This is a genomic window from Citrobacter sp. R56 (assembly GCF_016811995.1).
Classification (GTDB): domain Bacteria; phylum Pseudomonadota; class Gammaproteobacteria; order Enterobacterales; family Enterobacteriaceae; genus Citrobacter_D; species Citrobacter_D enshiensis.
Window position 1 is genome coordinate 4,462,565 of the sequence record NZ_CP069159.1, and the last position, 15,689, is coordinate 4,478,253.

The 15,689-nt window shown below is 54.5% G+C and carries 15 protein-coding genes; 11 read left to right on the forward strand and 4 right to left on the reverse strand.

Annotated elements, in window-relative coordinates; genetic code table 11:
• Positions 1-105 precede the first annotated feature (105 nt).
• The 5 genes from rhaB to rhaM all read left to right on the forward strand — a co-directional run bounded on the left by rhaB (position 106) and on the right by rhaM (position 5,335).
• Positions 106-1,575: a rhamnulokinase gene (gene rhaB, locus JM656_RS20950; RefSeq protein ID WP_203359393.1), complete on the forward strand. Its 1,470-nt coding sequence runs from the start codon at positions 106-108 to the stop codon at positions 1,573-1,575.
• On the forward strand, positions 1,572-2,831 hold the full coding sequence (rhaA, locus tag JM656_RS20955) for an L-rhamnose isomerase (protein ID WP_203359394.1): 1,260 nt from the start codon (positions 1,572-1,574) through the stop codon (positions 2,829-2,831). Before rhaB ends, rhaA begins: the two co-directional genes overlap by 4 nt.
• A 149-nt stretch (positions 2,832-2,980) precedes the next feature.
• Positions 2,981-3,805 (forward strand): rhamnulose-1-phosphate aldolase, encoded by an 825-nt coding sequence (gene rhaD, locus JM656_RS20960; protein ID WP_203359395.1) that lies wholly within the window; start codon positions 2,981-2,983, stop codon positions 3,803-3,805.
• Positions 3,806-3,875: 70 nt separating this feature from the next.
• Positions 3,876-5,024: a lactaldehyde reductase gene (fucO, locus tag JM656_RS20965; protein ID WP_203359396.1), complete on the forward strand. Its 1,149-nt coding sequence runs from the start codon at positions 3,876-3,878 to the stop codon at positions 5,022-5,024.
• Positions 5,021-5,335, forward strand: a complete 315-nt coding sequence (rhaM, locus tag JM656_RS20970; RefSeq protein ID WP_203359397.1) for an L-rhamnose mutarotase — start codon at positions 5,021-5,023, stop codon at positions 5,333-5,335. The genes fucO and rhaM overlap by 4 nt, the downstream gene beginning before the upstream one ends.
• 41 nt (positions 5,336-5,376) lie before the next feature.
• On the opposite strand, the gene JM656_RS20975 is transcribed toward rhaM, so the two are convergent.
• On the reverse strand, positions 5,377-6,768 hold the full coding sequence (locus JM656_RS20975; protein WP_203359398.1) for a carbohydrate porin: 1,392 nt from the start codon (positions 6,766-6,768) through the stop codon (positions 5,377-5,379).
• Positions 6,769-7,114: 346 nt separating this feature from the next.
• Positions 7,115-7,663, reverse strand: coding sequence for a helix-turn-helix domain-containing protein (locus tag JM656_RS20980; RefSeq protein WP_203359399.1), 549 nt, complete (start codon positions 7,661-7,663; stop codon positions 7,115-7,117).
• A gap of 100 nt (positions 7,664-7,763) precedes the next feature.
• Between JM656_RS20980 and JM656_RS20985 the strand changes: the two genes are divergently transcribed.
• Together JM656_RS20985 and JM656_RS20990 are read left to right on the forward strand one after the other, a co-directional pair.
• Positions 7,764-8,423, forward strand: a complete 660-nt coding sequence (locus JM656_RS20985) for an AzlC family ABC transporter permease (RefSeq protein WP_203359400.1) — start codon at positions 7,764-7,766, stop codon at positions 8,421-8,423.
• On the forward strand, positions 8,423-8,746 hold the full coding sequence (locus JM656_RS20990) for an AzlD domain-containing protein (RefSeq protein WP_162381570.1): 324 nt from the start codon (positions 8,423-8,425) through the stop codon (positions 8,744-8,746). Before JM656_RS20985 ends, JM656_RS20990 begins: the two co-directional genes overlap by 1 nt.
• Before the next feature lie 40 nt (positions 8,747-8,786).
• Here JM656_RS20990 and JM656_RS20995 read toward each other — a convergent pair whose 3' ends face one another.
• Together JM656_RS20995 and fdhD are read right to left on the reverse strand one after the other, a co-directional pair.
• Positions 8,787-8,999, reverse strand: a complete 213-nt coding sequence (locus JM656_RS20995) for a DUF1471 domain-containing protein (protein ID WP_203359401.1) — start codon at positions 8,997-8,999, stop codon at positions 8,787-8,789.
• A gap of 129 nt (positions 9,000-9,128) precedes the next feature.
• Positions 9,129-9,965, reverse strand: coding sequence for a formate dehydrogenase accessory sulfurtransferase FdhD (fdhD, locus tag JM656_RS21000; protein WP_203359402.1), 837 nt, complete (start codon positions 9,963-9,965; stop codon positions 9,129-9,131).
• A 191-nt stretch (positions 9,966-10,156) separates the two neighbouring features.
• Here fdhD and fdnG point away from each other — a divergent pair, with 191 nt between their 5' ends.
• The 4 genes from fdnG to fdhE are packed head-to-tail and all read left to right on the forward strand — an operon-like array spanning position 10,157 to position 15,680.
• On the forward strand, positions 10,157-13,207 hold the full coding sequence (gene fdnG, locus JM656_RS21005; RefSeq protein WP_203359403.1) for a formate dehydrogenase-N subunit alpha: 3,051 nt from the start codon (positions 10,157-10,159) through the stop codon (positions 13,205-13,207).
• Between the two features lie 12 nt (positions 13,208-13,219).
• Complete coding sequence (gene fdxH, locus JM656_RS21010; protein WP_192613905.1) at positions 13,220-14,122, forward strand: formate dehydrogenase subunit beta; 903 nt, start codon at positions 13,220-13,222, stop codon at positions 14,120-14,122.
• A complete protein-coding gene (fdoI, locus tag JM656_RS21015) occupies positions 14,119-14,754 on the forward strand; it encodes a formate dehydrogenase cytochrome b556 subunit (RefSeq protein ID WP_192613906.1) in 636 nt (211 codons plus the stop codon). Before fdxH ends, fdoI begins: the two co-directional genes overlap by 4 nt.
• Positions 14,751-15,680 carry a formate dehydrogenase accessory protein FdhE gene (gene fdhE / locus JM656_RS21020; protein WP_192613907.1) on the forward strand — a complete coding sequence of 310 codons (930 nt, stop codon included), beginning with the start codon at positions 14,751-14,753 and terminating at the stop codon, positions 15,678-15,680. The genes fdoI and fdhE overlap by 4 nt, the downstream gene beginning before the upstream one ends.
• The last annotated feature ends 9 nt before the right edge of the window (positions 15,681-15,689 follow it).

Consider the following 15,689-nt stretch of genomic DNA (forward strand, 5'->3'; position numbering starts at 1 on the left):
TCTTTGCTTTCTTGCCAGCGGCTAATTTTGGCTGTCAGTAGCAAGAAGGTACCTTTTCCCCGGGGTTCTTAGACTCATAGCCATCACTCCTGGAAGGACCTCATTATGACTTTTCGCCATTGTGTCGCTGTCGATCTCGGCGCATCCAGTGGACGCGTTATGCTGGCGCGTTACGACAGTGAACGCCGTTCCCTGACGTTGCGTGAAATCCACCGTTTCGTGAATTGCCTGCAAAAAACAGACGGCTTCGACGCCTGGGATATCGACAGTCTGGAAGGAGCCATTCGTCTTGGACTGGAGAAAGTCTGTGATGAAGGTATCCGCATTGACAGTATCGGGATTGATACCTGGGGCGTGGACTATGTTCTGCTGGATAAGCACGGTCAGCGCGTCGGCCTGCCCGTCTCCTACCGTGACAGCCGCACCACAGGCGTGATGCAACAGGCACAGGCGCAACTCGGGAAAGCGGAAATCTATCGCCGCAGCGGTATTCAGTTTTTGCCGTTTAACACGTTGTATCAATTACGCGCATTGGTTGAACAACAACCGGAGCTGATCCCTCAGGTGGCGCACGCCCTGCTCATTCCTGATTACTTCGCCTATTGCCTGACCGGCAAAATGAACTGGGAATACACCAACGCCACCACGACGCAGCTCGTCAATATTCATACCGACGGCTGGGATGACACGCTGCTGGCGTGGACCGGCGCGAATCACGCCTGGTTCGGCACGCCAACGCATCCGGGCAATGTCATCGGTCACTGGATTTGCCCGCAGGGTAATCAGATCCCGGTCGTTGCCGTCGCCAGTCACGATACCGCCAGCGCGGTGATTGCCTCTCCGCTTGCTGAAAAAAACAGCGCCTACCTCTCTTCCGGTACCTGGTCGCTGATGGGCTTTGAGAGCAGAACGCCCTATACCAATGACGCCGCGCTAAGCGCCAATATTACCAACGAGGGCGGCGCGGAAGGACGCTACCGCGTGCTGAAAAATATCATGGGACTGTGGCTGTTGCAGCGCGTCCTGAAAGAACGCCAGATTACCGATCTGCCTGCGCTGATCGCGCAAACGCAGGCACTGCCCGCTTGCCGTTTCGTGATTAATCCCAATGACGATCGCTTTATCAACCCTGCCGATATGGGCGCGGAAATTCAGGCTGCCTGCCGTGAAACCGGCCAGCCGGTGCCCACGCAAGACGCCGAACTGGCCCGCTGCATTTTCGACAGCCTGGCGTTGCTGTACGCCCGCGTCCTGCAGGAACTGGCAGACCTTCGCGGTGAAGCCTTCACCAGCCTGCATATCGTTGGCGGCGGTTGCCAGAACGCATTACTGAACCAACTGTGCGCCGACGCCTGCGGTATCCGTGTGATGGCCGGTCCCGTAGAGGCGTCCACGCTCGGCAACATCGGTATCCAGCTCATGACGCTGGACGAACTGACCAACGTTGATGATTTCCGTCAGGTGGTGAGCGCCAACTACGACCTGACCACCTTTATTCCTCATCCTGATAGCGAAATTGCCCGCCATGTTGCGCAGTTTCAATCCACACGACAGACAAAGGAGCTTTGCGCATGACCACTCAACTTGAACAAGCCTGGGACCTGGCGAAACAGCGTTTTGCTGCGGTAGGTATCGATGTCGAAGAGACCCTGCGTCAGCTCGATCGTCTACCGGTCTCTATGCACTGCTGGCAGGGCGATGACGTTGCCGGTTTTGAAAATCCGGAAGGCAACCTGACCGGCGGTATTCAGGCGACGGGCAACTACCCGGGCAAAGCGCGTAACGCGACCGAATTACGTGCCGATCTGGAGCAGGCGCTGAGCCTGATCCCTGGGCCGAAGCGCCTGAACCTGCACGCGATCTATCTGGAATCCGACACCCCGGTTTCCCGCGACCAGATCAAACCAGAACACTTCAAAAACTGGGTGGAGTGGGCGAAAGCCAACCAACTGGGTCTCGATTTTAACCCGTCCTGCTTCTCGCATCCGCTGAGCGCTGACGGTTTCACCCTTTCCCATCCGGACGCGAAAATTCGCCAGTTCTGGATCGATCACTGCAAGGCCAGCCGCCGCATCTCCGCCTATTTCGGTGAGCAACTGGGCACCCCGTCGGTGATGAACATCTGGATCCCGGATGGTATGAAAGACATCACTGTTGACCGTTTAGCACCACGTCAGCGTCTGCTGAATGCGCTGGATGACGTCATCAGCGAGAAACTGGATCCGGCGCATCACATTGATGCCGTTGAGAGCAAGCTGTTCGGTATTGGCGCAGAAAGCTACACCGTCGGCTCCAATGAGTTCTATATGGGTTACGCCGCCAGCCGCCAGACCGCGCTATGTCTGGATGCGGGCCACTTCCACCCGACTGAAGTTATCTCCGACAAGATCTCCGCCGCCATGCTGTATGTACCGCGTCTGCTGCTGCACGTAAGCCGCCCGGTGCGCTGGGACAGCGACCACGTGGTGCTGCTGGACGATGAAACGCAGGCGATCGCCAGCGAGATTGTACGCAACGATCTGTTCGACCGCGTGCATATCGGCCTCGACTTCTTCGACGCGTCTATAAACCGCATCGCGGCTTGGGTTATCGGCACCCGCAACATGAAAAAAGCGCTGCTGCGCGCCCTGCTGGAGCCGACTGCCGAGCTGCGTAAGCTGGAAGCCGAAGGCGATTACACCGCGCGTCTGGCGTTGCTTGAAGAGCAGAAATCCCTGCCGTGGCAGGCCGTGTGGGAGATGTATTGCCAGCGTCACGATACGCCAGCGGGCAGCCAGTGGCTGGAGAACGTGCGCGCGTACGAAAAAGAGATTCTGAGCAAACGCGGCTAACTGAGCGCAATTGGTCTGTAGACCGGATAAGACGCATCGCGTCGCCATCCGGCAATCAATAAAACACGAATGCCGGATGGCGCTGTGCTTATCCGGCCTACGTAAGACCCGAGCGATTTCGGGCAACAAAATATACAGGAACACCGAACATGCAGAACATTATGAATTCCTGGTTCGTCCAGGGGATGATCAAAGCCACGTCTGACGCCTGGCTGAAAGGCTGGGACGAGCGTAACGGCGGCAACCTGACATTGCGTCTGGATGAAGCGGATATTGCGCCATTTGCTGGCGATTTCCACGCAGAACCGCGCTATATCGCGCTGAGTCAGCCGATGCCGTTACTGGCAAACACCCCATTTATCGTGACCGGCTCCGGTAAATTCTTCCGCAACGTTCAACTCGACCCGGCGGCAAACATCGGCGTGGTGAAAGTCGACAGCGATGGCGCGGGCTATCACATCCTGTGGGGCTTAACCCACGAAGCGGTGCCGACCTCCGAACTGCCGGCGCACTTCCTTTCCCACTGCGAGCGCATCAAGGCCACCGGCGGCAAAGACCGCGTGATCATGCACTGCCACGCCACCAACCTGATCGCCCTGACCTACGTGCTGGAAAACCGCACCGACGTCATTACCCGCCAGCTGTGGGAAGGTAGCACCGAGTGTCTGGTGGTCTTCCCGGATGGCGTCGGCATTCTGCCGTGGATGGTGCCGGGCACCGACGAGATCGGCCAGGCGACTGCGGTCGAAATGCAGAAACATTCACTGGTACTGTGGCCGTTCCACGGCGTATTCGGCAGTGGCCCTACCCTGGACGAAGCGTTCGGTTTGATAGATACCGCAGAGAAATCTGCTGAAGTTTTAGTCAAAATCTATTCGATGGGTGGCATGAAACAAACGATCACGCGTGAAGAGCTGATTGCGCTCGGTAAACGTTTTGGCGTGACCCCGCTGGCCAGCGCCCTGGCGCTGTAATAGCACCGCCCGCACCCGGCGACACGGACACTGCCGCCGGACATACAGCTATAATTTAAGGAGAGTAATCATGAGCTTTATGTTGGCACTTCCGAAAATCAGTCTGCATGGCGCAGGGGCAATTGGTGATATGGTTAACCTCGTGGCGAATAAGCAATGGGGTAAAGCGCTGATCGTCACCGATGGTCAACTGGTCAAACTGGGTCTGCTGGATAGCCTGTTTACCGCACTGGATGCGCATCAAATGTCTTACCATCTGTTCGATGAGGTGTTCCCAAACCCGACCGAAGCGCTGGTGCAAAAAGGCTATGCGGCATACCAGGACGCGAACTGCGATTACATCATCGCGTTTGGCGGCGGCAGTCCGATCGATACCGCCAAAGCGGTGAAAATTCTGACGGCAAACCCTGGTCCCTCAACGGCATATTCCGGCGTCGGAAAAGTAAAAAATGCAGGCGTGCCGCTGGTCGCGATTAATACCACTGCCGGTACCGCAGCGGAAATGACCAGTAACGCGGTGATCATTGATTCTGCGCGCCAGGTCAAAGAGGTCATCATCGACCCGAATATCATTCCGGACATTGCCGTCGATGACGCCAGCGTCATGCTGGAAATCCCGGCATCCGTGACGGCTGCGACCGGTATGGACGCGCTGACACATGCGATCGAAGCCTATGTTTCCATTGGCGCGCACCCACTCACCGACGCCAACGCGCTGGAAGCGATTCGCCTGATAGCTCTATGGCTGCCGAAAGCGGTAGACGAGGGTCATAACCTCGAAGCGCGTGAACAAATGGCGTTTGGCCAGTATCTGGCGGGCATGGCGTTCAACAGTGCCGGTCTTGGTCTGGTTCACGCGCTGGCGCACCAGCCTGGCGCCACCCACAACCTGCCGCACGGCGTCTGCAACGCCATTCTGCTGCCCATCATCGAAAACTTTAACCGCCCAAATGCCATTGCGCGTTTTGCTCGCGTGGCGCAGGCGATGGGTGTCGACACGCGCAATATGAGTGATGAAGCGGCCAGTATGGAAGCGATCAACGCCATTCGCGCATTGAGCAAACGCGTCGGTATTCCGGCAGGTTTCAGCCAGCTTGGCGTGACCAAAGAGGATATCGAAGGCTGGCTGGACAAAGCCATGGCCGATCCGTGCGCGCCATGTAACCCGCGTACCGCCAGCCGCGACGAGGTCCGTGAGTTGTATCTGGAGGCGTTATGATCCGCAAAGCCTTTGTGATGCAGGTGTATGCCGACACGCACGAAGAGTATCAGCGTCGTCATAACCCCATCTGGCCGGAACTGGAAGCGGTGCTGAAAGCACACGGCGCGCATCACTATGCGATTTATCTCGATAAAGAACGCAACCTGCTGTTCGCGACCGTCGAGATTGAGTCAGAGGAGCGCTGGAACGCGGTTGCCAGTACCGACGTCTGCCAGCGTTGGTGGAAACACATGCGTGAAGTGATGCCGACTCACTCGGACAACAGTCCGTTGAGTGCAGAGTTAAAAGAGGTGTTTTACCTGGCGTGAGTTGTGTGCCCGGTGGTGAAAACGCCACCGGGCCATTTCGGTTAGAAATAGTATTTAAAGCGAACACGGGCACCGTAGCGGTCGTCTGAGTCGTCGCCATTTATGCCATCGCCGTCGCTATCCAGAATCGAGTAATACAGACCGAGGTAGATATTGAAGTTTTGCATATCCATCACGTTGGCGAACTGATACGAAGCGTGGATAGTATGGATGTCATAGGTGCCTTCATTGTTAATCCAGCAGTCGTCATCACACACGACCCCTTCAAAATCATCAATCTTGTTATGTGCATAGATATAGCCTAGCTCAAAGCGTTTCCACAGCGCATTCAGCCCGGCGGTAAAATCTTGTTCATCGCTGGCGTCAAGATACGCGGTATTCAGGTTCACCACCACGCCGTTATCCGCATCAGTTTTGAGTCCATTCCACGTCATTGTCAGACCGTAACCGGTGCGGTCTGACTGATCGACAAACTTGCCTTCACCGTTGGTGTAGCCGTAAGCGTTATTGACCACGTTCGATTCCATCGCCGCAGCAACCGAGAATGCACCCTGCGACCACGAGATTACCGGACGCAAATAGGCAACGTTTTTCTGCTGCTCCATTGTGCGACCATGAAAATCATCATTGTTATAAAGTGATGTACCGTCTTCCAACAGCGTGTTTAATTCAAAGTACCAGTTATCGATCTGTTTACTGACCAGGAAGTTACCGCCCGCATCAGAACGTCCACGGCCCTCTTTCATCATGTAGATATAGCCACTACCGTCGTCATAAAGATCGTTGGCGGTATTACCCGAATGCTCAATAAAGGTATCCTGATTGAGTGGGAACATATCATACGCTTCGAAGCGTCCAACCTTCACTTTCCAGTCATTCTCTCTGCCAAAGAAGAAGACCGAGTCATCGATATTCACCGAGCCTGACAGATCACCCAACGGTTGGGCGGAGAATCCGGCATAATAGCCATTATCCAGCTTACGCATGCCATCAAAGCCCAGCAGAATTCGACCATTAATATTCCACTTTTCGTTGGTCGGATCATGTTCAATATTGGCATTGGTCATTGCCAGCAGGCCATGATTACTTTCCGCATCCATATTGAATTCCACGTCACCGTAAATTTTCAAATCGCCATATCCGGAAAGCAGTAGATTCGGTGTGGATACATTTTTTTTGGTCTCTTCCGCAGCCGTTTGACCATTGACTGGCGTATTCCCCTGTGCGGCTTTAATTTCGCGAATTTCACTCGTCTGTTGCGCCTCTAATTGCTGGAGCTGCGTTTCTGCTTTCGCCGCCCGGTTTTCTGCGGCCTCCAGCCGGGATTCAAGTTGCTCAAGACGTTGTTCCAGAGTCATTTTTTGCGTTTTAGCAATACTATTATTTGCTACTAATAATAGACCTATTGCTAACGCTAACGTCGATTTTTTCATTTATCCTCGTTCCTTGAAGTAAAGGATGACCCGCATATTCACTCAGGAATACGCGCAATGAATATAAAAATAAAATGTATTTTGTTTTTATATTTAATAGCAACAACAATCGAATGCATAAATAAATCACAATCGCTTGCTAAGTTGTCACAGGAGAATAAGTATTAGCATGCTGATTTTTTAGTGTAAATGCAGTGATTTTTCAGTTCGTGAGGAATATAACAATAGTGGCGAAATAAACGAAATATCGTAAAAACAAATAAATATAGTTTTTGTGAAGGGATAATCGTAATTAATAAATCAGCGTGGTTTGGTAAAAACCACGCATGAGAAAATCGAGGCTCGCTTAATTCTGCTCAGCCACCAGAATCGCCTGAGTGTCCGGTTCCAGCGCTTTGAAAATATGCTCCTGATCGGCGGGGTAACAAATATAATCACCCTCGTTTAACTCTTCTGGCGCTTCCGTCAGACCGACCAGCGCTTTTCCTTTCGTCACAAAAATGTGCTCAATCGCCCCCGATGAATGTGGATGTGAAATGCGATCCGCCCCGGGTTGCGTCAACAGCAGATAGATGTCACGCCGTGCGCCGGGTGGGCAACTTGCCAGCAAAATGGCCTGATAGTGCGCCAGTTCTGCCACGACTTTCGTCCCTTCTCCGCGACGGAGCACCTGCGTTTTTTGTACCTGGGGTTCAAGTAAGCGTGCAAAAGGAATATCCAGCGCAACGCAGAGCGACCAGAGCGTTTCCAGGCTAGGATTACCATTCCCCGCCTCCAGTTGCGAAAGCGTGGATTTTGCAATCCCTGCCCGCCGGGCGATTTCTGCCAGCGACAAGCCTGTACGTTGACGCTCACGCACCAGGCTTTTGGCAATCACGCTGATGGGTTGTGTCATACACGACTCCATGTTTTTTATATCGAACGAATCGTTCGTCTTGTAATGCAAATCTGTTGCGTTCATTATAATGGAAATTCGTTCGATATGGCTAAATAACATGAAGCACTTTCTCTCTTGTCTCAAAGGAGACACGATCAAAGCGATATTTTTAGTCTGTCTGGCTGTGGGGGTTGTCGGCATGTCTTACGGCTCGCTGGCGATGGCCTACGGTTTCCCTCTCTGGGTGCCGTTTGTGCTCTCCATCACCGTGCTGGCTGGCGCATCCGAATTTATGTTCATTGGCATTATCGCCAGCGGTGGAAATCCGTTAGCTGCCGCCGCTGCTGGCTTGTTGGTTAACGCCCGTCATATCCCGTTTGGCGTGACGGTACGCGACCTAGTCGGCACCCGCGCCGCGAGTTTTCTCGGCTGCCATATTATGAACGATGAAAGCGTGGTGTTCGGTCTGTCGCAAAAAACACCTGAACAGCGCAAAGCGGCCTACTGGCTGTGCGGCGCGGGTGTGGCGATTTTATGGCCGCTGGGCACACTGCTTGGCGCAGTGGTCGGCAAAATGCTGCCAGATCCGGAAACCATCGGGCTGGATGCCGTATTCCCGGCTATTTTACTGGCGCTGGTTGTCCCGGCATTCAGGAATCGAACCACACTGATCCGTGCCTGTAGCGGGGCGACACTCTCGCTCGCCGCCGTTCCTTTTGCTCCCGTGGGGCTACCTGTGCTGCTTTCCCTGCTTGGCTTACTGACGAGGAAAAAATAATGGGCAACATGACGCTGTTTATTATCGGCATCGCCATCCTCTCGGCAGGCACCTATCTGATGCGACTGGGCGGGGCAAAACTTGGGAGCCGCTTAGCCCTTTCTGAGCGTTCTCAGGCATTACTCTCCGATGCGGCCACCGTGTTGCTGTTTTCTGTGGCGCTGGCGACCACCTTTTATGAAAGCGACCATTTTGCCGGCATGGCACGCGTGTTGGGCGTCGCCTTTGCCGTATTTTTAGCCTGGCGCAAAATGCCATTGATTGTGGTGATTATCGCGGCGGCCGTGGTCACGGCATTGCTGAGACTGGCGGGCATAAACTAAAAAAGCGCCTCAGGGGCGCTCTTTCAACAAGTGCTTCGGCTTATTTCAGCAGTTCAGCGGTCATATGCACGCGGTTACCGGTGTAGGCCTGAGTGATTTTATAATCGCTGGCACCCGCTTGTTCAGCCTGAGCGGCAATTTTCGCTTCAGCGCTTTCCAGCGTCGAGCCTGTCGCGGTAATCGACTGGGCAGCAAAAGAACCGAAAGAGGTAGCGAGAGCGATGACTGCGACAAAAATTTTGATGCTTTTCATGATGTAACCCTTCTAATTTAGTTGTTTGCATAAGGCATGTTGCCTTGATGTGATAAATAATAGCCTTCACATCACACAACTAAAAGCGGAGGGATTTGCCAAACTCATTCAAAATAATTGACTGTTATTTTACTCAACAATCAATCGCTGTGGATGGGTATAAACCGTCGCTCTGCCCGGTTTGCAAAAACCCACCAGCGTCAGATTACAGCGCTCGGCGACTTCAATCGCGAGCGTGGTGGCGGCGGAAACGGCGAACAGGATCTCGACGCCGCACATCGCTGACTTTTGCACCATCTCATAGCTGGCGCGACTGGAAACCAGCGCGGCACCACTTTGCCAGGTGTCATCTTCCCTGCCACGCCGACCCAGCAGTTTATCCAGTGCAACGTGGCGACCCACATCCTCATGTCCCCCAGCCAGATGCCCGGAGGGCAGAACCCATGCCGCGGCGTGCGTACACCCGGTGAGTTGCCCAATCGGCTGAAAATCGCTCAGATGCCTGAGGGCATGATCAAGGTTCGCAAGGTCAAACGTCTGGGTAAATGGCAGAGGTTGAACGGGTTTACCGATGTCGTTGAGTTGCTCAACGCCACAAACCCCGCAACCGGTTCTCCCGGCCAATGCCCGGCGCCGTTCTTTCAGCCCCATGAAACGGCGGCTGGAGAGTTCGACCTGGACTTCAAGGCCATTGCAGGAAGGTACAATCTCCATCCCATAAATATCGCGCGGGTGGTCGATAATGCCTTCAGAAAGCGAAAAGCCCATCGCGAAGTGCTCAAGATCTTTTGGAGAAGCCATCATCACGACGTGAGAAATCCCGTTGTATACCAACGCGACGGGCACTTCTTCAGCGACCTCATCCGGCTGAGGATGTTGTAAATCCTCACGTTTCCATAAGGTCACCTGGCGAGAACCTGTGACGCATATCACGTTTTTGACTTCTTCGGGATGTATCTTATTCACTTTCTTTTAACCGTATAAGAACACGCATACCAACATTGTGGTATTCTTTACAAACCCCTCCTGGATGGAGGGAAATTACCCCAATTCTGGACCTTTACGGGCATATCCGTAAAGAAAAATAACAACCACTCCCCGCGCATCTGGATACAAATGTAAAAGGGAAGTGACAATGTCGAAACAAGGAGCAAACCATGCAGGTCAGCAGAAGGCAGTTCTTTAAGATCTGCGCTGGCGGTATGGCAGGCACCACGGCAGCGGCACTGGGCTTCGCGCCCGGCGTAGCGCTCGCGGAAACACGGCAATATAAACTGCTGCGCACCCGCGAAACCCGTAACACCTGCACTTACTGTTCCGTCGGCTGTGGGCTGTTAATGTACAGTCTCGGCGATGGAGCTAAAAACGCCAAAGCATCTATCTTCCACATCGAAGGTGATCCGGACCATCCGGTAAACCGCGGTGCGCTCTGCCCGAAAGGGGCTGGTCTAGTGGACTTCATTCACTCAGAAAGCCGCCTGAAGTTCCCGGAATACCGTGCACCAGGCTCTGATAAGTGGCAACAAATCAGTTGGGATGAGGCATTTGACCGCATCGCCAAACTAATGAAAGAAGACCGCGACGCCAACTACGTTGCACAAAACGCCGAAGGCGTTACCGTTAACCGCTGGCTCTCCACCGGGATGCTGTGCGCATCCGCTTCCAGTAACGAAACCGGCTATTTAACACAAAAATTCTCCCGCGCGCTGGGTATGCTCGCGGTCGACAACCAGGCGCGCGTCTGACACGGACCAACGGTAGCAAGTCTTGCTCCAACATTTGGTCGCGGTGCGATGACCAACCACTGGGTCGACATCAAGAACGCCAACCTGATCGTGGTGATGGGCGGTAATGCCGCTGAAGCTCACCCTGTAGGGTTCCGCTGGGCGATGGAAGCCAAAATTCACAACGGCGCGAAGCTGATTGTGATCGATCCTCGTTTCACGCGTACAGCGTCGGTGGCCGATTTCTATGCGCCAATCCGTTCCGGTACTGACATTGCCTTCTTGTCAGGCGTCATGCTGTACCTGCTGAACAACGAAAAATTCAACCGCGAATATACCGAAGCCTATACCAACGCCAGCCTGATCGTGCGTGAAGACTATGGCTTCGACGATGGCCTGTTTACCGGCTATGACGCGGACAAACGCAAGTACGATAAAACCAGCTGGAACTACGAGCTGGACGAAAACGGCTTCGCTAAACGCGATACCACTCTGCAACACCCACGCTGCGTATGGAACCTGCTGAAACAGCACGTCTCCCGCTACACGCCGGACGTGGTGGAAAACATCTGTGGTACGCCGAAAGCCGACTTCCTGAAAGTCTGCGAGTACATCGCAGAAACCAGCGCGAAAGACAAAACCGCTTCGTTCCTGTATGCCCTCGGCTGGACACAGCACTCCGTTGGCGCGCAGAACATCCGCACCATGGCGATGATCCAGTTGCTGCTCGGCAACATGGGGATGGCAGGCGGCGGCGTTAACGCCCTGCGTGGTCACTCAAACATTCAGGGTCTGACCGACCTTGGCCTGTTGTCACAGAGCCTGCCGGGTTACATGACGCTGCCAAGCGAGAAGCAAACTGACCTGCAAACCTATCTTGCCGCCAGCACACCAAAACCGCTGCTGGAAGGCCAGGTGAACTACTGGGGCAACTACCCGAAATTCTTCGTCTCAATGATGAAGGCCTTCTTTGGTGATAAAGCGACAGCTGAAAACAGCTGGGGCTTTGACTGGTTGCCGAAGTGGGACAAGGGCTACGACGTTCTGCAGTATTTCGAGATGATGAGCCAGGGCAAGGTTAACGGCTATATCTGCCAGGGCTTTAACCCGGTCGCTTCATTCCCGAACAAAAACAAAGTGGTGGCGTCGCTCTCCAAACTGAAGTTCCTGGTGACCATCGACCCACTCAATACGGAAACATCTACCTTCTGGAAAAACCACGGTGAGTCGAACGACGTTGACCCGTCAAAAATCCAGACTGAAGTGTTCCGTCTGCCGTCCACCTGCTTTGCCGAAGAGAACGGTTCTATCGTGAACTCCGGTCGCTGGCTGCAGTGGCACTGGAAAGGTGCCGATGCCCCTGGTGATGCGGTCACTGATGGCGAAATCCTTGCCGGTATCTTCCTGCGTCTGCGCAAGATGTATGCCGAACAGGGTGGCGCCAATCCGGAACAAGTGCTGAGCATGAGCTGGAACTACTCCACCCCACATGAGCCGGCTTCGGAAGAAGTGGCGATGGAGAGTAACGGTAAAGCGCTGGCCGATATCATCGACCCGGCAACGGGTGCCGTGATCGTCAAGAAAGGCCAACAGCTCAGTTCGTTCGCACAACTGCGTGACGACGGCACCACCTCTAGCGGTTGCTGGATCTTCGCCGGTAGCTGGACACCGGAAGGCAACCAGATGGCGCGTCGCGATAACGCCGACCCGTCAGGTCTCGGCAATACGCTGGGCTGGGCGTGGGCGTGGCCGCTGAACCGCCGCATTCTGTATAACCGTGCTTCCGCCGACCCGCAGGGCAACCCGTGGGATCCGAAGCGCCAGATCCTGAAATGGGATGGCGCAAAATGGAGCGGGATGGATATTCCGGACTACAGCGCCGCCGCACCGGGCAGCAATGTCGGGCCGTTTATCATGCAGCCGGAAGGGATGGGACGTCTGTTTGCTATCGATAAGATGGCGGAAGGGCCGTTCCCGGAACACTACGAGCCGTTTGAAACGCCGCTGGGCACTAACCCGCTGCACCCGAACGTTATCTCCAACCCTGCCGCTCGTATCTTTAAAGGCGACGAAGAGGCGCTGGGTAAAGCCGATAAATTCCCGTACGTCGGGACCACGTATCGTCTGACCGAGCACTTCCACTACTGGACCAAGCATGCGCTGCTTAACGCTATCGCACAGCCGGAACAGTTCGTTGAGATCGGCGAGAAGCTGGCGAATAAACTCGGCATCGCCCATGGCGATACCGTGAAGGTCTCTTCCAACCGTGGCTACATCAAAGCCAAGGCGGTAGTGACCAAGCGTATTCGCACGCTGAAAGCGAACGGCAAGGATATCGATACCATCGGTATTCCTATTCACTGGGGCTACGAGGGCGTGGCGAAGAAAGGCTTTATCGCCAATACGTTGACGCCATTCGTCGGTGATGCGAACACGCAGACGCCGGAATTTAAGTCCTTCCTGGTGAACGTGGAAAAGGTGTAACGGAGACGACTTATGGCTTATCAATCTCAAGACATTATCCGTCGTTCCGCGACTAACGGTTTCACCCCCGCGCCTCAGGCGCGGGACCATCAGGAAGAGGTGGCGAAGCTTATTGACGTCACCACCTGTATCGGCTGCAAAGCCTGTCAGGTGGCCTGTTCTGAGTGGAACGATATTCGTGATGAAATCGGTAGCAACGTCGGGGTGTATGACAACCCGGCGGATTTAACCGCCAAATCCTGGACGGTGATGCGCTTCTCGGAAGTAGAGCAGGACGACAAACTGGAATGGCTGATCCGCAAAGACGGCTGTATGCACTGTGCCGATCCGGGCTGCCTGAAGGCGTGTCCGGCGGAAGGCGCGATCATTCAGTACGCCAACGGCATCGTCGACTTCCAGTCTGAGCAGTGCATCGGCTGCGGCTACTGCATTGCAGGCTGCCCGTTCGACGTGCCGCGACTGAATCCGGAAGACAACCGCGTCTACAAATGTACGCTATGTGTTGACCGTGTGAACGTCGGGCAAGAACCGGCCTGTGTGAAAACATGTCCGACGGGTGCGATTCACTTTGGCACCAAAGAAGATATGAAAACGCTGGCAGGCGAACGTGTGGCAGAACTGAAAACGCGTGGCTACGACAATGCGGGTCTGTACGATCCGGCAGGCGTTGGCGGGACGCACGTGATGTACGTGCTGCACCATGCCGACAAGCCGAATCTGTACCACGGTCTGCCGGAGAACCCGGAAATCAGCGCGACCGTGAAATTCTGGAAAGGCATCTGGAAACCTCTCGCAGCGGTCGGCTTTGCCGCGACCTTTGCAGCCAGTATCTTCCACTACGTTGGCGTAGGTCCGAACCGTACGGAAGAGGAAGATGACAATCTGCACGAAGATAATGACGAGGTGCGCAAATGAAACGACGTGACACCATCGTGCGCTACTCCGCGCCGGAACGCATCAACCACTGGGTCACCGCCTTCTGCTTCATCCTGGCGGCGGTGAGCGGGCTGGGGTTCTTCTTCCCCTCCTTCAACTGGCTGATGCAGATCATGGGCACTCCACAACTGGCGCGAATTCTGCACCCGTTTGTTGGCGTGATCATGTTTGCCTCGTTCATCATCATGTTTTTCCGTTACTGGCACCACAATCTAATCAATCGGGATGATATCTTTTGGGCGAAGAATATTCGTAAGATCGTCGTCAACGAGGAAGTAGGTGACACCGGGCGGTATAACTTCGGCCAGAAATGCGTTTTCTGGGCGGCGATTATCTTCCTGGTGCTGTTGCTGGTGAGCGGTGTGATCATCTGGCGTCCGTACTTTGCGCCTGCTTTCTCAATCCCGGTGATCCGATTCGCGTTAATGCTGCATTCATTTGCCGCAGTGGCGTTAATTGTGGTTATCATGGTGCATATTTACGCCGCCCTTTGGGTGAAAGGCACCATTACCGCGATGGTGGAAGGATGGGTTACCAAATCGTGGGCGAAGAAACATCACCCGCGCTGGTACCGTGAAGTTCGCCAGAAACAGGAAAAGTCATCTGAATGAGTATTCGCATAATCCCGCAAGATGAGCTGGGTTCGAGCGAAAAACGCACGGCGGATATGATTCCGCCGTTGTTATTCCCCAGACTCAAAAATGTATATAACCGCCGCGCTGAACGTCTGCGCGAGCTTGCTGAGAATAACCCGCTGGGCGATTACCTGCGCTTTGCCGCGCTGATCGCACATGCCCAGGAAGTGGTGCTGTACGATCATCCGCTAGAGATAGACCTCACCGCACGCATCAAAGAGGCAAATGAGCAGGGTAAGCCGCCGCTGGATATTCACGTTTTACCGCGTGATAAACACTGGCAGAAACTCCTGCTTTCACTGATTGCTGAGCTGAAACCCGAAATGAGCGGTCCGGCACTGGCGGTGATTGAGAATCTGGAGAAAGCGTCCTCTCAGGAGCTGGAAATGATGGCCAGCGCGCTGTTTGCCTCTGACTTCTCGTTGGTGAGCAGCGATAAAGCGCCGTTTATCTGGGCTGCGTTGTCGCTCTACTGGGCGCAGATGGCGAGCCTGATTCCAGGCAAAGCCCGTGCGGAATATGGCGAGCAACGCCAGTTCTGCCCGGTGTGCGGCTCAATGCCGGTCTCCAGCATGGTGCAAATTGGCACCACCCAGGGCCTGCGTTACCTGCACTGCAACCTGTGTGAAACCGAGTGGCACGTGGTGCGCGTGAAATGCAGCAACTGCGAACAGAGTCGCGATTTGCACTACTGGTCTCTCGATAACGAGCAGTCAGCGATTAAAGCGGAAAGCTGCGGTGACTGTGGCACTTACCTGAAGATTCTCTATCAGGAAAAAGACCCGAAAGTAGAAGCCGTTGCCGACGATCTCGCCTCACTGATACTGGACGCTCGTATGGAGCAAGAGGGCTTTGCCCGCAGTTCCATCAACCCGTTCCTGTTCCCAGGAGAGGGGGAGTAAGTTCTCTTG